We start from the raw sequence: 20,018 nt of genomic DNA, 5'->3' as shown, positions 1-20,018 counted from the left end.
CCCTTCCCCGACACGGACGCTTTTCGGCAGCGCCGGTCCGGAGCCGCGCTTGTCCCCGCCTTCACGGCCGCCGCCTCGATGATCCGCCCGCCATGAACAGTCCCGCGGCAGACCGGACCCGAGGCGACCGTTTCCGGTTCGCCGAGACCGTCCTCGCCTTCGGTGCCCGCAGCCACGCCAACGCCTGCGCGCTCATCCTCGCCCTCTGCCTCGCCTGCTTCCTGCCCGGCCTGGTCTCGCTGCAGCCGATGGACCGCGACGAGCCGCGCTTCGCGCAGGCGACCAAGCAGATGCTGGAGACCGGCGATCTCGTCGACATCCGCTTCCAGGCCGAGGCCCGCCACAAGAAGCCGGTGGGCATCCACTGGGCGCAGGCCGCCGCGGTGGCGGCCGGGGAGGCGCTGGGCGTGCCCGAGGCCCGCACCACCATCGCCCTCTACCGCATCCCCTCGCTCCTCGGCGCCCTGGCCGCGGCGCTGCTGAGCTACTGGGCCGCCCTGGTGTTCCTCGCCCGGCGCGGGGCGGTGCTGGCCGCCGCCCTGTTCGCCACCTGCCTGATGCTCTGCGCCGAGGCGCACCTGGCCAAGACCGACGCCCTGCTCGCCGCCTGCTGCACCGCCGCCATGGGCGGGCTCGCCCGCGCCTGGATCTGGCGCGGCCGGCGCGACCTCGACCGGGCCACGGTGCTGCTGTTCTGGGCCGCTGTCGCCGTGGGCATCCTGGTCAAGGGGCCGATGGTGCCGCTCTTCGTCGGCCTGCCCGCCGTGGCGCTCTGCCTCCTCCACCGCTCCGGCGCCTGGCTGCGCGCGCTGCGGCCCGCCTTCGGCCTCGCCCTCACCCTCGTCGTGGTGGCGCCGTGGTTCGTCGCCATCGTCTGGAAGAGCGGCGGCGCCTTCCTCAGCGCGTCGGTGGGGCAGGACATGCTCGCCAAGGTCGGCGGGGCCGCCGAGAAGCACGGCGCGCCCCCCGGCACCTACCTCCTGGTGTTCTTCGCCACCTTCTGGCCGGGAGCCGCCTTCGCGGCGCTGGGCCTGCCCCTCGCCCTCGCCAACCGCCGCACCGATGCCGCCGCCTTCCTGCTCGCCTGGATCGTCCCGGCCTGGCTCCTGTTCGAGGCGGTGCCGACCAAGCTCCCGCACTACCTCCTGCCGGTGATGCCGTCGGTGGCGCTCCTCGCGGTGATGGCCCTGGTGCCGGGGGCCGCCCTCGACCCCTGGCGGGCCGGCACGCTGCCGGGCCGGATCCGCCACGCCGCCGCCGCCGCCCTCGTGGTGCTGATCCCGGTGGGGCTCGGCGCCGGCCTCGTCGGGGTCGCCTGGCACCTCGACCGGGTGGTCCCCTGGGCCGGCCTCGCGCCGCTCGCCGCCGCCAGCCTCGTCGCGGTCGCCTGCGCCGGGGCGCTGGTGCGGGCGCACCGGGAGCGCGCGATGATGCTCGGCGTCCTCGCCTCCGTCCTGCTCGTGCCGGGCGTGCTCGGGCTGACCCAGCCGTCGCTGGCCGCGCTCCAGGTCTCCCCCCGGCTCGCCGCCATCCGCGATCGCCTGCCCTGCCGGCCCGCCGTCGCCAGCCTCGGCTACCGCGAGCCGAGCCTCGTCTTCCTCATCGGCACGGACCTGACCATGCTCAACACCGGCGCCGAGGCGCGCGACTTCCTTTCCGCCGGCGGCTGCCGCCTCGTCTTCGTCGACGGCCGCCACGCCGGCGACCTCGAGGCGACGCGGGCGAGGGACCTGGCGGGCGGTCAGGTCTCCGTGGTCGGGCAGGTCTCGGGCTTCAACCTCAACACCGGCCGCCGGGTCGACCTCTCCGCCTATGCGGTGACGCCGTGAGCGTGCTGCCCGCCCTGCCCGAATCCGGGTCCTTGCGCCTCTCGGTGGTGGTGCCGGTCCGCAACGAGGCCGGCAACATCGCCGCCCTGGTGGCGGAGATCGGCGCGGCCTGCGCCCCCCTGGCCCCGTTCGAGGTGATCTACGTCGACGACGGCTCCACCGACGGCACCGCCGCAGCATTGGCCGCCGCCCGGGCCGGCCGGCCCTGGCTGCGGGTGCTCTGCCACGCCCGCAGCGCCGGCCAGTCGGCGGCGGTGCGCAGCGGCATCGCGGTGGTGCGCAGCCCCGTCGTCGCCACCCTCGACGGCGACGGCCAGAACGACCCCGCCTTCATCCCCTCCCTGTTCGCGGCCCTGGAGGCGGGCGGCGCCGGGGTCGGCCTGGCGCAGGGCCAGCGCGTCGGGCGCAAGGACGGGCGCCTCAAGACGCTGCAGTCGCGCATCGCCAACGGCGTGCGCGGGCGCATCCTCAAGGACGACACCCGCGACACCGGCTGCGGCCTCAAGGTGTTCCGCCGCGAGGTCTACGGGGCGCTGCCGTATTTCGATGCGCTCCACCGCTTCATGCCGGCGCTGGTCGCCCGCGAGGGCTACCGTGTCGTCCACCGCGACGTGGTCGACCGGCCGCGCTTCACCGGGCGCTCGAACTACGGCCTGTTCGACCGGCTCTGGGTCGGGCTCCTCGATCTCGCCGGGGTCTGGTGGCTGATCCGGCGCCGGCGCCCCGCACCCGCGGTGGCGGAGGGATGACCCCATGCTGATGCAGCTCTCCGAGGACCTGGGCGGCTACGTCTACGACGTCTTCGTCACCCGCTTCGACCTGTGGCTGGTGTTCGGGCTCGCCGCGCAGCTGGTGTTCGGCTCGCGCTTCGTCCTTCAGTGGATCGCCAGCGAGCGGGCCGGCCGCAGCGTGATCCCGATGTCGTTCTGGTTCCTCTCCATCGCCGGCGGGCTGATGACCCTGGTCTACGGCTTCGTGCGCCGCGAGCCGGTGATCATCTTCGGCCAGGGCCTCTCGACCCTGATCTACCTGCGCAACGTCGCGCTGATCGTGCGCGAGCGCCGGGGCAGAGCGCCGAAGGCCCCGTGACGCCGCTGCCCGCCTTCCACGACGACCTCGACGCCAGCCTCGCCGAGCTGTGGCGGCTCCTGGGGGAGGGCGCCCGCAAGGCGGGCAGCGGCTTCCACACCCCGGCGCTGGCGACGGTGGACGCCGAGCGCCGGCCGCAGGTGCGCACCGTGGTGCTGCGCGCCGCCGACCGGGAAACCGGCACCCTGCGCTTCCATTGCGACCGACGCTCGCGCAAGGCCGACGAGATCGCCGCCACCGGCTTTGCCGCGCTGCACGCCTACGACAGGGACACCAAGATCCAGATCCGCGTGTCCGGTCAGGCCCGCCTGCACACCGACGACGCGCTCGCCGATGCCGCCTGGGCCGGCGCGATCGCGATGAGCCGGGTCTGCTACGGCACCGTCCCGGCCCCGGGTGCGACGATTCCCAAAGGCGATGCCTACACGCTGCCCGAGGCGGAGGAGGCGGTGGCCCTCGGCCGCGCCAACTTCTGCGCCGTGCAGGTCCGGGCCGAGGCCCTGGAGTTCCTCTACCTCGACCGGCGCGGCCACCGCCGGGCCGGGTTCTTTCGCGATGGGGCGGGCTGGGACGGGCGGTGGCTGGTGCCGTGAGGCCCGGCGCCACTGTACGAAGGAGATCTCTCGTTCACATCGCCGCGCGCAATCGCGCAAACCCGGCATCCAGATCCGCCTGCAGATCCTCGAGGTTCTCCAGCCCGATATGGAAGCGCAGGCCCGGGCCGCCCGGCTCCCAGCGGGTGGCGGTGCGGTAGGTCTTGCAGTCGAAGGGGATGACGAGGCTCTCGAAGCCGCCCCAGGAGAACCCCATCCCGAACAATTCGAGCCCGTCGAGCAGGGCGGCGAGCGCCGCGGTGGGGACCGGCTCGAGGATCACCCCGAACAGGCCGGACGAGCCGGAGAAGTCGCGTTTCCAGATCGCGTGGCCGGGGTCGTCGGGCAGGGCCGGGTGGAGGACGCGCAGCACCTCCGGCCGGGCCTGCAGCCAGCGCGCCATGGCGAGCCCCTGGCGCTCGTGCTCGCGCAGGCGCAGTTCCATGGTGCGCAGGCCGCGCAGCGCCAGAAACACGTCCTCCGCCCCGGCGCACATGGCGAAATGCTCGAAGGTGCGGTGCAGGGCCGGCCAGTGCGCGGCGTTGGCCGAGGTGAGGCCCAGCAGCAGGTCCGAGCCGCCGCTGAGGTACTTGGTGCCCGCCTCCACGGCGATGTCGACCCCGCGTTCGTGGGGCGGGAAGAACAGCGGCGTCGCCCAGGTGTTGTCCATGATCACCGCCGCCCCGCGGGCATGGGCGACCGCCGCGATGCCCGGCACGTCCTGCATCTCGAAGCTCTGCGAACCCGGCGCCTCCACCAGCACCGCCTTGGTGGTCTCGCGCATCAGCTCGCCGATCCCGGCACCCACCAGCGGGTCGTAATAGGTCGTCTCGACCCCGAACCGCTTGAGCACGCCCTCGCAGAACAGGCGGGTCGGGCGGTAGGCGGAATCGGTCACCAGCAGGTGGTCGCCCGCGCTCACCACGCTCATCAGCGCCACGGTGAGCGCGGCGAGCCCCGAGGGCGTCAGGACAGTGCCGGCGGCGCCGGTGAGTTCGCTCCAGGCGTCCTTGAGGGAATCCATCGTCGGCGAGCCGCTGGTGCCGTAGTCGTAGCGTCCGCGCCGGTGCATCAGGTCGTCGTAGGTGGGGAACAGCACCGTCGAGCCGCGATAGATCGGGGTGTTGACGAAGCCGTGCTGGGCCGAGGGGTCGCGGCCCGCATGGATCAGGCGGGTGCTGCGGCCAAAGCGGCCGGGATCGCGGGGAGGGGTGTTCGACATCGTCACCGAGGCAGGGCGAGGGGGGTATTGCGGTGCGATCACAGCCCGTGCGCGGCTGCGGCGTCAACCCGCGGGGGTTGACCCGAGGGCGCGATCCTTCGCAATGGCCCCGTCGTCATCACGAGACCGCGGACATCGCCCTTGGCCGATCCAACCCCTCGACGACCGCGTGCCGCGGCGCCGCGCCGGGGCCCCGAAGGAGGGCTCGATGGTGTTTCTCGGCCTCCGGCGGCCTCCCGAGCGGCCTCCGCGGCGCTGCGGCGCCTCGGGATGAGGGCTCTCGGGAAGAAGGCTCTCGCGGGAGCGGTGGCGTCGGCGGCCGTGATCGTCACCCCCGCCCTGGCGGACGGCACGCTGGCGCAGGTCAAGGCCCGCGGGCACCTCGTCTGCGGCGTCAGCCCCGGGGTCGCCGGGTTCAGCCTACCCGACAGCGCCGGCGAGTGGCGCGGCCTCGACGTCGATTTCTGCCGGGCGGTGGCCGCGGCGATCTTCGACGACCCCAAGGCGGTGCGGTTCGTGCCCCTGTCCTCGGCCGCCCGCTTCACCGCCGTGCAATCGGGGGAGGTCGACGTGCTGGCGCGCAACACCACCTGGACCCTGTCGCGCGACACCAGCGCCATGAACTTCCCCGCCATCACCTTCTTCGACGGGCAGGGGTTCCTGGTGCGCAAGGCCCGCGGGATCGGCGCGGTGAAGGACCTCGACCGGGCCACCGTCTGCCTGCAGCAGGGCACCACCACCGAGCTCAACCTCGCCGACTGGTTCCGCACCCGCGGGCTCACCTACCGGGTCGTCACCTTCGCCAATTCCGAGCAGACCCTGGGCGCCTACGAATCCGGCCGCTGCGACGCCTATTCCACCGACAAGTCCTCCCTCTACGGCGAGCGCCTGCGCACCGCGGACCCGGAGGAGCACGTCATCCTCGACGAGACCATCTCGAAGGAGCCCTTCGCGCCGGCCGTGCGCCAGGGCGACGACCAGTGGCGCGACATCGTCGCCTGGACCCACTACGCCATGCTCGACGCCGAGGAAGCGGGCATCGGCCAGGCCAACCTCGAGGCGATGCGCAAGTCCGCGCCGGGACCCGACGCCCGCCGCATCCTCGGGCTGGAGGGCCGCTACGGCGAACGGCTCGGCCTCACCGTGGATTGGGCCGAGCGCATCGTCCGCCACGTCGGCAACTACGGCGAGGTGTTTTCGCGCAACGTCGGCGAGGGCTCGCCGCTCAAGGTGCCGCGCGGGCTCAACGCGCTGTGGACGCAAGGGGGCCTGCACTACGGGCCGCCGATCCGGTGAACCATGCCTGACCCCGCCCGCTCTCCCGTTCGCCGGCGTGCGCTGGCCATCCAGGCGGCCGTCGTCGTCGCGCTGGCGGGGATCGCCTATCTCGCCGCCGCCAACGCTTCCGACAAACTCGCGCGCCAGGGCATCGTCGGCGGGTTCGGGTTCCTGTGGCGCAACGCCGGGTTCGACATCAGCCAGCGGCTGATCCCCTATGCCGCCGCCACGGCCACCTACGGCGAGGCGATCCTCGTCGGGCTCCTCAACACGCTCCTGGTCTCGGGCCTCGCCATCGTGCTCGCCACGGCACTGGGGTTCGCCCTCGGCATCGCCCGGCTCGGGCCCAACCTCCTGGCCCGGTGGCTGGCGGCCGGCTACATCGACCTCGTGCGCAACCTGCCGCTGCTGCTGCAATTGCTGGTCTGGTACGTGGCGGTGCGCCTTGCGCTGCCCGACCCGCAAGAGCCGGCCTCCCTGTGGGGGATCGCCAGCCTCAGCCAGCGCGGGCTCTACCTGCCGCAGCCCGACCTGGGCGGGCGCGGCTGGGCGATCCTCGTCGCCGGCGTTCTCGGCCTCACCGTGGCCGTCGTCGCGCGGCGGTGGCCGCTCCGGCTCGCCCTGATCCTCGGGGCTCCCGTCCTGACCCTGGCGGGGCTGTGGCTCGCCGGCACGCCGTTCGCCGTCTCCTGGCCGGTCCGCGGGCCTTACGACGTCGAGGGCGGCCTGGCCGTGCTGCCGGAGTTCGCCGCCCTGCTGATCGGGCTCTCGACCTACACCGCCGCCTTCATCGCCGAGATCGTGCGCGCCGGGCTCATGAGCGTGCCGGCGGGGCAGACGGATGCCGCCAGGGCCATCGGCCTGTCGCGCAGCCAGACCCTGCGCCTCGTCACGGTGCCCCAGGCGATGCGGGTGATCGTGCCCCCGCTCACCAGCCAGTACCTGACGCTCACCAAGAACTCGTCGCTGGCGGTGCTGATCGGCTATCCCGACCTCGTCCACGTGGTCATGGGCACCGTGCTCAACCAGACCAACCAGGCCATCGAGGCGGTGGCGATCACCATGGCGGTCTACCTCCTCGTCAGCCTGTCCACGGCGCTGGCCATGAACGCCTACAACGCCCGCGTCGCGCCGGCGGGGCGCCGATGACCCGGTTCGTGCGCAGCACCCCGGTCCCGCCGAGGCCGCGCCCGCCGAGGCCCGGGGGCGCCTTCGGATGGCTTCGCGAAAACCTGCTCTCGGGCTGGGGCAACGCGCTCACCACCCTGGCGATCCTGGCGCTGCTCGCCTGGCTGCTGCCGCCGGTGCTGCGCTTCCTCGTGGTCGACGCGGTCTGGACCGGGACCTCCGGCGAGGCCTGCCGCCCGGAGGTGGCGGGCCGGCCGGTGGGGGCCTGCTGGGCCTTCGTCGCCGACAAGATCGGCTACCTCGTCTACGGCTCCTATCCGGTGGGGGAGCGCTGGCGGGTGAACCTCGTGTTCGCCCTCGCCGCCCTGGGCGCGGGCTGGATGCTGTGGCTCGACGCGCCCCGGCGCGGGCTCGGCGCGGTCCTGGTCTTCGCCGTGCTGCCCGTGGTCGGCTTCGTCCTGCTCGCGGGCGCGCCCCGGCTCGGCCTCGGGTCGGTGCCGACCGGGCTGTGGGGCGGCATGCTCGTGACCTTCGTGGTGGCGCTCACCGGCATCGTCGCCGCGCTGCCGCTCGGCATCCTGCTGGCGCTCGGGCGGCGCTCGCGCCTGCCGGTGCTGCGCTACGCCTGCATCGGCTTCATCGAGTTCTGGCGCGGGGTGCCGCTCATCACCGTGCTGTTCATGGCCAACGTGATGCTGCCCCTGTTCCTGCCCGGCGACCTCACCGTCGACCGGCTGGTGCGGCCGCTCGTGGGCATCGCGCTGTTCGCCTCGGCCTACATGGCCGAGGTTGTGCGCGGCGGCCTCCAGGCGATTCCCGAGGGCCAGTCGCAGGCGGCCGCCGCCCTCGGGCTGACCCGGGTGCAGACCCTGCGCCACGTCGTGCTGCCCCAGGCCCTCAAGGTGGTGGTGCCCGGCATCGTCAACACGCTGATCGGCCTGTTCAAGGACACGACGCTGGTCTCCATCGTCGGCATCGCCGACTTCATCCGGGTGCTGGAATCGGCGCGCGCCGATCCGCGCTGGTCGGCGCCGATGGTGCCGCTCACGGCCTACGTCTTCGCCGGGCTGTTCTACTTCGCCTTCTGCTTCCTGATGGCGCGCTACGCCGGCTTCATCGAGCGGCGGCTGGCCGCCGGGGACCGGGCCCGATGAACCCGTCGGCCAAAAGCGAGCCGGCCGTCGTCCTGTCGGGCGTCAACGCCTGGTACGGCGACACCCATGTCCTGCGCGACGTCGACCTCACCGTGGCCCGGGGCGAGCGGGTGGTGGTGTGCGGCTCCTCCGGGTCGGGCAAGTCGACCCTGATCCGCTGCATCAACGGGCTCCAGCCCCACCTGTCGGGCAGCATCGCCGTGACGGGCATCCGCCTCGACGGCCCGGCGGCCCTGGAGGCGGTGCGCGCCCGCGTCGGCATGGTGTTCCAGAGTTTCGAGCTGTTCCCCCACCTCACCGTCCTCGAGAACTGCACCCTGGGCCCGGTCCACGTCCGGCGCCTGGCCCGCGCCGAGGCCGAGGCGCTGGCGCGCCACCACCTCGCCCGCCTGCGCATCCCCGAGAAGGCGGACGCCCGCCCCGCCGACCTCTCCGGCGGCCAGCGCCAGCGCGTGGCCATCGCCCGCGCCCTGTGCATGGAGCCGGCGGTGATGCTGTTCGACGAGCCGACCTCGGCCCTCGACCCGGAGATGGTGGAGGAGGTGCTCGAGGCCATGGTGGACCTGGCGCGGTCCGGGATGACCATGGTCTGCGTCACCCACGAGATGGGGTTCGCCCGCCGCGTCGCCGACCGCATCGTGGTCATGGACCAGGGCCAGGTCGTCGAGGTGGCCCCGACGGACGCGTTCTTCGCAGGACCCCGCCACCCCCGGTCCCGTGCCGTCCTGGGGTTGGCGCCGGTGTGATGCGGAGCCGGCGTCCGGCTGGTCCGGTTCGTTAACGCCCTTGCGCTACCCGTTGATGGTCCTCGCGTTCTTCGAGAAGTGCCAGCGGTGCGTATCCTCCGGTCCCTTGCCGTCTGCAGTGTCTTCGGCATCAATCTCGTGGCGATCGGCTTCGTGTGCGCCGACCGGCTGGCGCATCCGCCCGTCGCCCCGATTCCCGTCATGGCCCGCTCGACCCAGCTCGGCCCCAGCACCACGGGGGCGATCCCCGGCTCCGCGCCGGTCGCCTCCATGAAGGTGGCGCCGCTGCCCAAGGCCACGGACGGCTTCGACACCGAGCGGCTCAACGCCCTCCTGCGCGGCGATCCGATCTCCGGCCCCGCCCGGCGCTGACCCGGACCCCGCCGGCGTGCCATGATCGGCCGGACGGAGGCCGACCTCTCGATGCGCAGCCTCATCACCGACATCGCCGGCATCCGCGTCGGCCACGCCCACGACCGGCGCCTGGCCAGCGGCACCACCGCGATCCTGTTCGACGCCCCCGTGACGGCGGGCGTCGACGTGCGCGGCGGCGGCCCCGGCACCCGCGAGACCGACCTCCTCGACCCCGAGCGCACGGTGGCGGCCATCGACGCCCTCGTCCTGTCGGGGGGCTCGGCCTTCGGGCTCGATGCGGCGGCCGGCGTCGTCGCCCGCCTCGCCGAGACCGGGCGCGGCTTTTCGGTGGGGGCCGCCCGCGTCCCGATCGTGCCCGCCGCGGTCCTGTTCGACCTCCTCAACGGCGGCGACAAGGCGTGGGGCCGCTTTTCGCCATACCGCGACCTCGGCTACGCCGCCGCCCGTGCGGCGGCCCCCGCCTTCGCCCTCGGCTCGGTGGGGGCCGGGATGGGCGCCACCACCGCCGGCCTCAAGGGCGGCCTCGGCTCGGCCAGCGCGCCCGTGGCCGGCACGCAGGCCCATGTCGGGGCGCTCGCCGCGGTCAACGCCTTCGGCCGGGTGACGGTGGGGGAGGGGCCGTGGTTCTGGGCGTCCCCCTTCGAGGTGGGCGCGGAGTTCGGCGGGCGCGGGTTCCCCCCGGCGATGCCGGCCGACGCCTTCGCCTGGCCGAGCAAGGAGCTGCCCGGCGCCAACACCACCCTTGCGGTGGTCGCCACCGACGCGATCCTCACCAAGGCGCAGGCCCGCCGCCTCGCGGTGATGGCGCAGGACGGCCTCGCCCGGGCGATCCACCCGGTCCACACGCCGCTCGACGGCGACGTGGTCTTCGCCGTCGCCACCGGCCGGGTGCCGCTGGCCGATCCCGTCGGCGACCTCGCCCGCCTCGGCGACGCGGCGGCCCGCGTGCTGGCCCGGTCGGTGGCCATCGGGGTCTTCGAGGCCACGGCCCTGGCCGCCGGTCCCCCCGCCTGGCGCGATCGCCACGGGGGCTGAGGCCCGGCCCCCGAGGGCGGGGCCCCTCCGCTTCCCGCCGCCGCCAAGCCCCGCTGCCGCCAAGCAACGCCGGCGGCTCGCATCGATATCGCCAGATGCGCCAGTCTGGAATTGTTATAATTCTCAGGTCAGGCACCGTCAAAATGGGTGGCACGACGACGCAGTGCCAGTTAATCCCATGACGACGATAAATGTTGAACGCGGCCCGTATTGGTTTATGCCTCGCCCGGTCCCCGCCGCCATCCGGCGTTGCGGGCACGGCCGGGGCGGATCGGCCTCGCGGAGTGTCGAGTGATGCTGGGACGTGGCGGTCGCAGGGCCCTGGTCGGGGCGGTTTTCGCGAGCCTGGCGGCGGTGGGCGCTTCCCACGCCAAGGAGGTGCCGATCGGCCCGCACGTGGTCCAGCAGGGCATCGACGTCGGCGCGGTCTACCTGCAGCCGATCGAGATGGACCCGCCCGGCATGATGCTCGCGGCCGCCGACTCCGACATCCACCTCGAGGCCGACGTCCGCGCCGCCAAGGACAACAGGAACGGTTTCGCCGAGGGCGACTGGATGCCCTCGCTGTCGGTCACCTTCGCGCTGGTGAAGCTCGACGGCGACAAGCCCACCGAGACCAGGGTGAGCGGCACGCTGATGCCGATGGTGGCCAACGACGGCCCGCACTACGGCGACAACGTCAAGCTCGCCGGCCCCGGCCGCTACCGCCTGACCGTGACCGTGGCGCCCCCCGGCCCGCACGCGCATTTCGGCCGCCACGTCGACAAGGAGACCGGCGTCGGGGAGTGGTTCAAGCCGTTCGACCTCGTCCAGGACTTCACCTTCGCCGGCACCGGCAAGAAGGGGGCGTATTGACCGCCCGGTGGGCCGCCGGGGCCCTGCTCGCCGCCGGTCTCGCCGCGTCCCCGGCCCGGGCCGATGACCTGCCGGTGATCCGGGTCGAGATGCGCGACGGGGTCATCGTCCCCAGCGTCATCGAGGTCCCGGCCAACACCCGCTTCAAGCTCGAGATCGCCAATACCGGCCAGACCCCGGTGGAGTTCGAGAGCGCGGAGTTGCGCCGCGAGAAGGCGATCGCGGCCGGCTCCACCTCGTCGATCGTGTTCCGCACCGTCGATCCCGGCTCCTACGCGGTGTTCGACGACTTCCACCCGGAGGCCAAGGCGACCCTGGTCGCGAAATGACCTCCGCCCGTCGCTCACGCCGATCGGCATCCCCTCTCCCTCGGCGAGGAGGGCAGGGGCAGGGGACGGTCGGGCGACCCTCTTCGGGCCCGGCGGACCCGACACGCCCATCCTCGATCCTCCCCGTCACCGAAGGCACCCTCCCGTGACCCCCCAGCCCATCGCGCACCCACCCGGCCTGCCCCGGCCCGGCCTCGGCCGGATCGACGCCGGCCTGGCGCGGCTCGGCGACTGGCTCGGGCGCCACCTGCGCACGGTGCGGGCGCTGCAATGGGCGGTGGTGGCGGTCTACCTCGTGCTCGTGGCGGTGCCGGCCTTCCTGCCGCTGCCCGGGCGCAGCGCCCAGATCTGGACCGACCTGACGCTGGCGGCGCAATTCGCGTTCTGGGGCATCTGGTGGCCGTTCGTGCTGGTGAGCATGGCGGTGGTGGGCCGGGCCTGGTGCGGCCTGCTGTGCCCGGAGGGCACCCTCACCGAGGCCGCCAGTCGCTGGAGCCTCGGGCGGGCGGTGCCGCGCTGGCTCAGCTGGGGCGGCTGGCCGTTCGTGGCCTTCGCGGGCACCACGGTCTACGGCCAGATGGTCAGCGTCTACGGCTACCCCAAGCCCGTCCTCGTGGTGCTCGGCGGCTCGACCCTCGCGGCGATGGCGGTGGGCCTCGTCTACGGCCGCAACAAGCGCGTCTGGTGCCGCTACCTCTGCCCCGTCAACGGCGTCTTCGCGGTGCTGGCCAAGCTCGCCCCGGTGAGCTTCCAGGTGGACGGCCGCACCTGGGCCGCCTCGCCCCGCCCGGCCCGGTCGGAGGCGTTCAACTGCGCGCCCCTGGTCCCCGTCAGGACCATGCGCGGGGCGGGCGCCTGCCACATGTGCGGGCGCTGCAGCGGCTACCGCGGCGCCGTGCGCCTCGCCCGGCGCTCGCCCAACCACGAGATCGTCCATGTCGCCGGCACCGAGCCGGATGCCGGCCAGAGCGCCCTGATCCTGTTCGGGATGATGGGGCTGGCGGTGGGCGCCTTCCAATGGTCCTCGAGCCCGTGGTTCGTGTCGGCCAAGCAGGCCCTGGCCACCTGGCTGATCGAGCGCGGCACCGCCTGGCCCCTCGAGACGACCCTGCCGTGGTGGGTGCTCACCAACTACCCCGAGCACAACGACGTGCTCAGTCTCCTCGACGGGACGATGCTGATCGCCTACGTCGCCGCCGCGGCACTCGGCCTCGGGCTCGCCCTCGCCGCCCTGGTGGCGCTGGCGACCCGGGCCCTGGGCACGTGGTCATGGCCCCGCTTCCACCACCTCGTCCAGACCCTGATCCCGGTGGCCGGCTGCGGCCTGTTCCTGGGGCTCTCCGCCCTCACCGTCGGGTTCCTGCGCGGCGAGCGCATCGACGTCCCGTTCGTGCCCGAGATCCGGGCGCTGCTGCTGGCCGGGGCCTGCCTCTGGACCCTGCGCCTCGCCTACGCCGTCGCCGGCCTCTCCGGCCGCGGCCTGCGGCGCCTGTCCGCCACCGCCGCCATCGGGGCGGCCACCGCCCTGTCGAGCGCCGGCTGGGTCCTGATGTTCTGGATCTGGTGACCGCCTTCCCTCCCTCCACAGGAGATCCGCCATGATCGGCGCCTTCGTCATCGCCTTCCGCGAGGTCATCGAGGCCGGCCTCATCGTCGGCATCGTCATGGCCGCCACCCGTGGCATGCCCGGCAGCCGGCGCTGGATCGCGCTGGGGGTCGCGGCTGGTCTCGCCGGAGCGGCCCTGCTGGCGCTGTTCGCCGAATCGGTCTCCGACGCCTTCGACGGCACCGGCCAGGACATCCTCAACGCCGGCGTCCTCGTCGTCGCGGTGCTGATGCTGGTCTGGCACAACACCTGGATGAGCCGGCACGGGCGCGAGCTCGCCGGCGACCTGCGCGCGGCCGGCGATGCGGTGCGGGCCGGCGAGCGCCGGGCGGCGGCGCTGGCCGTGGTGGTCGGCGCCGCGATCCTGCGCGAGGGGGCCGAGCTCGTCCTGTTCCTCTACGGGCTGGTGGCCTCGGGCGCTTCCGGGGCCGACCTCCAGATCGGGGCGCTGGCCGGGGTCGCGGCGGGCGCGGCGGTCTCGGCCGTGAGCTACTTCGGGCTCGCCGCGATCCCCACCCGCTACGTCTTCTCCGTCACCTCGGCGCTGATCGTGCTGCTGGCCGCGGGCCTGGCCGCCCAGGCGGCGCAGTTCCTCGCCAACGCCGGCCTCGTCACCGTGCTCGGCCAGACCCTGTGGAACACCGCCGCCATCCTGCCCGAGGCGTCCTGGCCCGGCCGCGTCCTGCATGCGCTCGTCGGCTACACCGACCGCCCCACCGCGCTCCAGGGCGCTACCTACCTCGCCACGGTCCTGGTGATGCTCGCCCTGATGCAGTGGAGTGCGACCGGTCGTCCCCGGGCCCTGCGGACCGCCTGAGGCCCCCTTGCTGGCGGGCGCGCGCGATCTAGTTCAGATGAAATGAATACGATCATCGTCGTCGCCCTGATCTGTGCCGCCAACCTGCCGCAGCCCGACTGCACGCGCGAGACCGCCCTCGACGTGATCACCGGCCCGGCCCACTCCCTGCAGGAATGCCTGTTGCAGGGGCCCATCCTCGCCGCCAGCGCCGGCCATTCCGGCGATGCCGGCCGCTACGTCAAGACGCGCTGCGAACAGCGCCGCTGATCGCAAGGGAAGGCTGCCACATGGACGACGAGGTCAGCCCGGATCGGGCGGTGATGATCCGCCTGCGGGCGCGCCTGGCGGTGGTGGAGCGCGCGGCCTGGTTCGGCTTCGCCCATGCCATGCGCACCGCACCGGAGGCGACCCTCGCCTATCTCGACGCCGAGCGCGCCAAATGCGCCGAGGGTTTCGGCCAGCGCGGCTGGGCCGCCGACCTCACCCCGGCAGAGCGTAGGATGCTGGGCGCCGAGGTCGACGCCGGCCTCGCACAACTGGCCGCCGACGGCCGGGACGCCTGAATCGACGACTGCGCTTGTCGAGCGGAGCGAGGCTCCTCGCCCGGCGCCATGCCGGTCGGACCGGCACACGTAACTCGGGCGCCGCAGCGCCCATGCCGGCGCGGATGACGGTCTTTCCCTCGTTGGGATCCGTGCGCCCGCTACCTCGACGAGCCCTTCTACAACGACCCGGCCGCTCGAAAGACCGGCGGCGGCACGCTGGTGTCCCCGCGCGACAGGGGAGGGTTGGTGCGACCTCTCCGGCCACGACCTCGCGGACGGTAGCCTGCGGCTCGCTTCGAAGCGTTCGAGCGGGACGCTTTCCCTTCGTCTTGCGAGGAGGTGGCAGGGGAGTGGAGTGGTTCCGCCTGCCTCGACACAGGGTCGCCGGGCCAACCCCGCAAGGGGGAGGGGACCCGCGCCTCGATCGTCAGCGAACTTGTATTAGCATTTATTTCCTGGACTAAAAGTCCTAGGATACTTGTCAGGTCCGGGTTCTCCACCCTTCTCCCGTGCGGCCGAAGCCCTGTGGATGCCCGGCCGCGCCGCCCGTCCGCCGACGCGGCGCGCGTGCTAGAACTGCGCGGGCGAGGGATCGCGGCGATCCCCCGTGTCCCCGTCTTGGCGGGCAACCGGACTTGGCGGGCAACCGGAGCGGTGATGACGGTCGGCATCGAGATGGGCGTCAGCCTCGGCGCGGGCGCGGAACCCGCCCTCATGGACCTCGAGGAGCTGCTCGCGACCCGCCTCCTCGTCCAGGGCAATTCCGGCTCGGGCAAGTCGCACCTCCTGCGCCGCCTGCTCGAACAGAGTGCCGGCGCGGTGCAGCAGGTGGTGATCGACCCCGAAGGCGATTTCGTCACCCTGGCCGCCGCGCACGGCCACGTCGTGGTCGACGGCGCCCATGGCGAGTCCGATCTCCAGGCCATCGCCGCGCGGGTGCGTGCGCACCGGGTCTCGGTGGTGCTCGATCTGGAGAGCCTCGACGCCGAGGCGCAGATGCGGGCCGCGGCCGCCTTCCTCGGCGGCCTGTTCGAGGCCGAGCGCGCCCATTGGTATCCCGTCCTCGTGGTGGTCGACGAGGCCCAGGTGTTCGCGCCGGCCGCCGCCGGCGAGGTCTCGGACGAGGCGCGCAAGGCCTCGCTGGGGGCGATGACCAACCTGATGTGCCGCGGCCGCAAGCGCGGGCTCGCCGGGGTGATCGCGACGCAGCGCCTGGCCAAGCTCGCCAAGAACGTGGCCGCCGAGGCCACCAACTTCCTGATGGGCCGCACCTTCCTCGACATCGACATGGCACGCGCCGCCGACCTGCTCGGCCTCGACCGGCGCGGCGCCGAGCGTTTCCGCGACCTGGCGCGCGGCGAATTCGTGGCCCTCGGGCCCGCCCTCAGCCGGCGTCCCCTGGCGCTGCGCATCGGCCCGGTCTTCACCGGAAGCCGGGCCGGCTCGCCGACCCTGATCCCGCTGCCGCAGGCCGCCACCGCCGATCTGCGCGCCCTGATCCTGACCCGCGCCGACGACGAGCCCGCCGCCTGGACGCCGGCCCCGCGGGCGACGCCGACGCCGCGCACCACCCCGGCCGAGCTGATGCGCGAACTGGGCCGCCACCGGCCCGAGCCCGTCGAGGCGGCGCCGACCCTGTCGGAGGCCGAGATCCGCGAGGGGATCGAGGCGGTCCTGCGCGGCATCGCCGACGACCGCGATGCCGCCGGCCAGCCGGTGGCGGTGGTCTACCAGGACTTCCTGGTACGCTGCCGGATGCGGGGCCTCGACGGCGAGGCGATCACCCTCTCGGCCTTCCGCCGGCGCCTGGGCGTCGCCCGGGCCGGCGTCGACGAGGAGGCCGCCGGAGTCGATCCCCAGGCCGATGCCCGCTGGGAAGAGGCGCGGAGCGTGGCCGCAGCCCTGCCCGACGAGGTCCAGGGCCTGTTCCTTCTGCTCGCCCGCGCGGCCCTGGCCGCCGAGCCCTGCCCGGGCGACGAGGCCCTGGCCCGGGCGATCGGCAGCCGTTCGCCCGGCCGGGCCCGGCGCCTGCTCAGCTACATCGAGACCCGCGGCACCATCGTCTGCCGCATGGATTATCGCGGCAACCGCGTCGTCGCCCTGCCGGGGCTCGGCTGCGAGACCGCGCCGGGCGATCCCAAGGCATCGCCCGGTGACCCCAAGGCGCCGCCGAGCGAGGTCAAGGGTTTGGCCTGTGAAGGCAAGGCGGTGCCGCCGGAGGGCTTCGGCCTGTTCGCGGCGGAATAGGGCCCGCCCGCCACGGCCTCAGGAGCCGGCGCTCGTCGCGCCCTCGCAGCCGCTCGACGCGTAGGCCCTGACGATCGCGGACAGGAGGCCCGGATAGCGGGCCTCGACCTCGGCGTGGCGCGAGTGGTTGCGCATCTCGACGCCGTGACGCTCGCAGCGGATCAGGCCGGCCTCGCGCAGCACCTTGAAGTGGGTGGACAGCGACGACTTCGGAATCACCCGGTCCCCCACCGCGGCGAGCGCCGAACACGCCTCGACGCAGCCCGCCCCCATGATGCTGGCGAAGATCGCAGCCCGGTTCGGATCGGACAGCGCGTGCAGGATCGCGTTGGGCGGAACGTCCTCGATCGGGGGATGAAACAGCGGCCTCATGATCGTCCAAATGGGGGCTTGATCTGCGCGTCTTCAGTTCCGAAGTCCTGAACTATGGGACTAGCGGCGACCATCCCGGTGCCGGCCCAGGGTCGAAGGATAGCACGGATGTCGAAGCTCGACGGGAAGGTCGCCGTGGTGACCGGCGCATCGAAGGGGATCGGCGCGGCCATCGCCAGGGCGTTGGCGAAGGACGGCGCGGCGGTGGTGGTCAACTACGCCTCGAGCAAGGCGGGGGCGGAGGCCGTGGTGGCCGCCATCACCGCGGCGGGAGGCCGGGCCGTCGCGGTCCAGGCGGACGTCTCGCAGGCGGCGCAGGCGCAAGCGCTGATCGAGGCGGCGGTCGAGGCGTTCGGCCGCCTCGACGTGCTGGTCAACAATTCCGGGGTCTACGAATTCTCGGCGATCGAGGAGGTGACCGAGGCGCACTACCGGCGGCTCTTCGACGTCAACGTGCTCGGCGTCCTGCTGGCGACCCGGGCGGCCGCAAGGCACCTCGGGGAGGGCGGCAGCATCGTCAACATCTCCTCGGCCATCACCCGCGTGAATACGCCGGCCGCCTCGGTCTACTCCGGGACCAAGGGCGCCGTGAACGCGATCTCGGGCGTGCTCGCCAACGAACTGGCGCCGCGCAGGATCAGGGTCAACGTGGTCAGCCCCGGCTTCGTGGTCACCGAGGGCACCCATGCGGCGGGCATCGTCGGCTCGGAGATGGAAGCGGGTCTCGTCGCGCAAACGCCGCTCGGCCGCTCCGGCCAGCCCGACGACATCGCCAGCGTCGTGGCTTTCCTCGCCTCCGACGAGGCCCGCTGGCTCACCGGCGAGGAGATCACCGCCAGCGGCGGCATTCGCTGAGGGCCGACGACCCGCGACGGGTCTGTGCGCTGCAGCACACCGGCGCACGGGCACTTGTTTGCCGAGTCAAGAACCCCAGATACAACAAACGCATGACGTTGCCGTGTCCCGGGCCGAATCGGTCCGGGCTTGGGATCTCTTCGGATCGCCCCGACGACGGCTCCCCGCCGTCGGGGCGATCCGTGGGGACGCGACGCCGTTATCCACAGGCCGGGCCCTGCTTGCCCCCGCGCGAGCCCTGGCCTCCACGAGTCTTGATATCGATGAACCAACTCGTCCGCCTATCCCAGATCGGCGAGGCCGATGCCATCGCCGAACCGTCCGCCGACCTGCGCGTGCCCTTCGCGCAATCGGGCGCGTTCGTCTGCAAGTTCATCATCGGCGAGCCCAACGACCAGGCCGTATGCTGCGGCGCGCCCGTGCCCGACGGCAAGAGCTGGTGCGCCTTCCACCGTCGGATCGTGTTCGAGCCGGCCCGTCCCGGCCGCATCCGCTGATCCGCTCAGGCTAAACGTCCCGCGTCCGTACGCGAGGGCCGCCGCGATAGCCTCGAGTCCGCTGGCGCCTTTGCCACGGCCATGCTCTTCTCGCCACTCCGCGAGGGGAGGGGGCCGCGATGAGGGAACCGGGCGATCTCGCTCGCCTGCTGTCCGTCAATCCGTTCTTCGCCAGCCTCGGGCCCGAGGCGGTGGCGGCCATCGCCGGCCTCTGCCTCACCCGCGGCTTCGAGGCCGGCCGCACCCTGTTCCTGAAGGGCGACCCCGGCGACGCCCTTTACGCCATCCGGCGGGGCCAGGTGCGGATCGTGGCGGCGACCGGGGACGGCCAGCGCCGCACCCTCAACGTGCTCGGCGCCGGCGACGTCTTCGGCGAGGTCGCCCTCCTCGACGGCCGGCCGCGCACCGCCACCGCCGTGGTGAGCGAGGCGGCAGACCTGTTCGTCGTGCGCCGCGGCGATCTCCTCGCCCTCCTCACCCGGCGCCCCGAACTGGCGATCCAGGTCATCGAGCTCCTGTGCGCGCGCATCCGCTGGATGAGCGAGCAGGCCGAGGAGGCCGCCTTCCTTCCCCTGGACCGGCGCCTGGTGCGCCGCCTGATCGGTCTGGCCGAGGATTTCGGCACGGAGATCGCGGTGTCGCAGGAGGACCTGGCCGGATTCGTCGGCGCCACCCGCGAGAGCGTCAATCGCCAGCTCCAGGTGTGGAAGCGAGACGGATTGATCGCGCTCGGCCGCGGGCGCATCCTGATCCGCGACGCGGCTGCGCTCGCCCGCTTGGCGGGACCCTCGGACGGATCGTGACGTGCGGATGCGCTCAGCGCCTCGTCGGCATCCGGGCCACGGTCGGCCCGGGACCGCTGTCGCGTTCGGCGGCCGGCACCGGAGACGGAGAACCATGACGGTCGATCGATCGATGAGAGCCGTGCCCATCCTGGCCGCAGCCCTGCTGCTGGCTGGCGTGGGAGGGGCTTCGGCTGAAGGCTGCCGCACCACCGCCTTCACCGATCCGCCGCGCGAGGTGCTCGCCTGCGCCGACGGGCTCACCGTCACCGCCGAGAAGCAGGCCGACTATCGCCTGATCGAGCGCGAAGGGCGCCCCGTCGGCGCCGAGCTGCGGGGGCGGGGGATCCTGATCGAGGTCCCGCCGGGGCGCCGCAACGGCTTCCAGGTCCTCACCCCCCACGCCATCGCCTCGGTGCGCGGCACCACCTGGGCGGTGGACGTCACGGGCCGGGCCACCGCGGTGTTCGTGCGCGCCGGCCGCGTCGCCGTCTCCCGGCCGCAGGGTTCGAGCCTCCCGCAGGGTTCGAGCGTCACCCTCGGCCCCGGCGACGGGGTCGATGTCGAATCGACCGGCGGGTTGACGGTCCGGCAATGGCCGCGCGAGCGCGCCCTGCATCTGCTGGCCCGGTTCGGCCGGTGAGGGCTCCCACGGGCAGGGCTCCCACGGGCATGAGTGCGC

Annotated in this window: 23 protein-coding genes; 21 read left to right on the top strand and 2 right to left on the bottom strand. The window is 73.2% G+C overall.

The genetic code is table 11. The features are described from left to right. Window positions 1-92: 92 nt before the first annotated feature. Genes ASF39_RS19925 through ASF39_RS19910 form a run of 4 tightly spaced genes read left to right on the top strand, consistent with a single transcriptional unit; the run spans window position 93 to window position 3,511 of the window. Window positions 93-1,829, top strand: a complete 1,737-nt coding sequence (locus ASF39_RS19925) for a glycosyltransferase family 39 protein (RefSeq protein ID WP_056287099.1) — start codon at window positions 93-95, stop codon at window positions 1,827-1,829. Further along, a complete protein-coding gene (locus tag ASF39_RS19920; protein WP_244472486.1) occupies window positions 1,826-2,578 on the top strand; it encodes a glycosyltransferase in 753 nt (250 codons plus the stop codon). The genes ASF39_RS19925 and ASF39_RS19920 overlap by 4 nt, the downstream gene beginning before the upstream one ends. 4 nt (window positions 2,579-2,582) lie before the next feature. Then, entirely contained in the window at window positions 2,583-2,918 is a 336-nt protein-coding gene (locus tag ASF39_RS19915; RefSeq protein WP_056287097.1) for a lipid-A-disaccharide synthase N-terminal domain-containing protein, read from the top strand. Then, a complete protein-coding gene (locus ASF39_RS19910; RefSeq protein ID WP_056287094.1) occupies window positions 2,915-3,511 on the top strand; it encodes a pyridoxamine 5'-phosphate oxidase family protein in 597 nt (198 codons plus the stop codon). The genes ASF39_RS19915 and ASF39_RS19910 overlap by 4 nt, the downstream gene beginning before the upstream one ends. Window positions 3,512-3,545: 34 nt before the next feature. Here the strand turns inward: ASF39_RS19910 and metC are convergent, their stop codons facing one another. Beyond that, entirely contained in the window at window positions 3,546-4,733 is a 1,188-nt protein-coding gene (gene metC / locus ASF39_RS19905; RefSeq protein WP_055881951.1) for a cystathionine beta-lyase, read from the bottom strand. A 270-nt stretch (window positions 4,734-5,003) separates the two neighbouring features. Here metC and ASF39_RS19900 point away from each other — a divergent pair, with 270 nt between their 5' ends. The 13 genes from ASF39_RS19900 to ASF39_RS19840 all read left to right on the top strand — a co-directional run bounded on the left by ASF39_RS19900 (window position 5,004) and on the right by ASF39_RS19840 (window position 16,830). Then, on the top strand, window positions 5,004-6,029 hold the full coding sequence (locus tag ASF39_RS19900) for an amino acid ABC transporter substrate-binding protein (RefSeq protein WP_055881946.1): 1,026 nt from the start codon (window positions 5,004-5,006) through the stop codon (window positions 6,027-6,029). A gap of 3 nt (window positions 6,030-6,032) precedes the next feature. After that, entirely contained in the window at window positions 6,033-7,160 is a 1,128-nt protein-coding gene (locus ASF39_RS19895; protein ID WP_056287090.1) for an ABC transporter permease subunit, read from the top strand. Further along, window positions 7,157-8,293: an amino acid ABC transporter permease gene (locus ASF39_RS19890; RefSeq protein WP_056287084.1), complete on the top strand. Its 1,137-nt coding sequence runs from the start codon at window positions 7,157-7,159 to the stop codon at window positions 8,291-8,293. The genes ASF39_RS19895 and ASF39_RS19890 overlap by 4 nt, the downstream gene beginning before the upstream one ends. Continuing rightward, on the top strand, window positions 8,290-9,039 hold the full coding sequence (locus tag ASF39_RS19885; protein WP_056287081.1) for an amino acid ABC transporter ATP-binding protein: 750 nt from the start codon (window positions 8,290-8,292) through the stop codon (window positions 9,037-9,039). The genes ASF39_RS19890 and ASF39_RS19885 overlap by 4 nt, the downstream gene beginning before the upstream one ends. A gap of 87 nt (window positions 9,040-9,126) precedes the next feature. Next, window positions 9,127-9,411: a hypothetical protein gene (locus ASF39_RS19880; RefSeq protein ID WP_056287078.1), complete on the top strand. Its 285-nt coding sequence runs from the start codon at window positions 9,127-9,129 to the stop codon at window positions 9,409-9,411. Window positions 9,412-9,432: 21 nt separating this feature from the next. Continuing rightward, a complete protein-coding gene (locus ASF39_RS19875) occupies window positions 9,433-10,449 on the top strand; it encodes a P1 family peptidase (protein ID WP_244472485.1) in 1,017 nt (338 codons plus the stop codon). A gap of 294 nt (window positions 10,450-10,743) precedes the next feature. Next, the gene (locus ASF39_RS19870) at window positions 10,744-11,304 is read left to right on the top strand and encodes an iron transporter (protein WP_056287075.1); all 561 of its coding nucleotides are present in this window, start codon (window positions 10,744-10,746) and stop codon (window positions 11,302-11,304) included. Beyond that, window positions 11,301-11,633, top strand: coding sequence for a cupredoxin domain-containing protein (locus tag ASF39_RS19865; RefSeq protein WP_055881927.1), 333 nt, complete (start codon window positions 11,301-11,303; stop codon window positions 11,631-11,633). Before ASF39_RS19870 ends, ASF39_RS19865 begins: the two co-directional genes overlap by 4 nt. Window positions 11,634-11,778: 145 nt before the next feature. Continuing rightward, complete coding sequence (locus tag ASF39_RS19860; protein ID WP_244472484.1) at window positions 11,779-13,200, top strand: 4Fe-4S binding protein; 1,422 nt, start codon at window positions 11,779-11,781, stop codon at window positions 13,198-13,200. A 31-nt stretch (window positions 13,201-13,231) separates the two neighbouring features. Continuing rightward, window positions 13,232-14,056, top strand: coding sequence for an FTR1 family protein (locus tag ASF39_RS19855; RefSeq protein ID WP_056287072.1), 825 nt, complete (start codon window positions 13,232-13,234; stop codon window positions 14,054-14,056). Between the two features lie 42 nt (window positions 14,057-14,098). Next, on the top strand, window positions 14,099-14,305 hold the full coding sequence (locus ASF39_RS19850; protein WP_055881921.1) for a hypothetical protein: 207 nt from the start codon (window positions 14,099-14,101) through the stop codon (window positions 14,303-14,305). 20 nt (window positions 14,306-14,325) lie between these two features. Next, entirely contained in the window at window positions 14,326-14,601 is a 276-nt protein-coding gene (locus tag ASF39_RS19845; RefSeq protein WP_056287069.1) for a hypothetical protein, read from the top strand. 639 nt (window positions 14,602-15,240) lie between these two features. Further along, window positions 15,241-16,830 carry an ATP-binding protein gene (locus ASF39_RS19840; RefSeq protein ID WP_056287066.1) on the top strand — a complete coding sequence of 530 codons (1,590 nt, stop codon included), beginning with the start codon at window positions 15,241-15,243 and terminating at the stop codon, window positions 16,828-16,830. An 18-nt stretch (window positions 16,831-16,848) separates the two neighbouring features. Here ASF39_RS19840 and ASF39_RS19835 read toward each other — a convergent pair whose 3' ends face one another. Next, window positions 16,849-17,202: a helix-turn-helix domain-containing protein gene (locus ASF39_RS19835; RefSeq protein WP_055881913.1), complete on the bottom strand. Its 354-nt coding sequence runs from the start codon at window positions 17,200-17,202 to the stop codon at window positions 16,849-16,851. 108 nt (window positions 17,203-17,310) lie between these two features. Between ASF39_RS19835 and ASF39_RS19830 the strand changes: the two genes are divergently transcribed. The 4 genes from ASF39_RS19830 (at window position 17,311) to ASF39_RS19815 (ending at window position 19,979) form a co-directional block, all read left to right on the top strand. Then, window positions 17,311-18,057, top strand: a complete 747-nt coding sequence (locus ASF39_RS19830) for a glucose 1-dehydrogenase (protein WP_056287062.1) — start codon at window positions 17,311-17,313, stop codon at window positions 18,055-18,057. A gap of 263 nt (window positions 18,058-18,320) precedes the next feature. Beyond that, window positions 18,321-18,554 (top strand): hypothetical protein, encoded by a 234-nt coding sequence (locus tag ASF39_RS19825; protein ID WP_055881906.1) that lies wholly within the window; start codon window positions 18,321-18,323, stop codon window positions 18,552-18,554. Window positions 18,555-18,673: 119 nt separating this feature from the next. After that, entirely contained in the window at window positions 18,674-19,357 is a 684-nt protein-coding gene (locus ASF39_RS19820; protein ID WP_056287059.1) for a Crp/Fnr family transcriptional regulator, read from the top strand. A 112-nt stretch (window positions 19,358-19,469) separates the two neighbouring features. Continuing rightward, entirely contained in the window at window positions 19,470-19,979 is a 510-nt protein-coding gene (locus tag ASF39_RS19815) for a FecR domain-containing protein (RefSeq protein ID WP_156399119.1), read from the top strand. Window positions 19,980-20,018 lie beyond the last annotated feature (39 nt).

The sequence above is a fragment of the Methylobacterium sp. Leaf108 genome (assembly GCF_001423265.1).
Taxonomy (GTDB): Bacteria; Pseudomonadota; Alphaproteobacteria; order Rhizobiales; family Beijerinckiaceae; genus Methylobacterium.
Note: the sequence above shows the minus strand (reverse complement) of the source record. Positions and strands in the feature narration are given on the sequence as shown.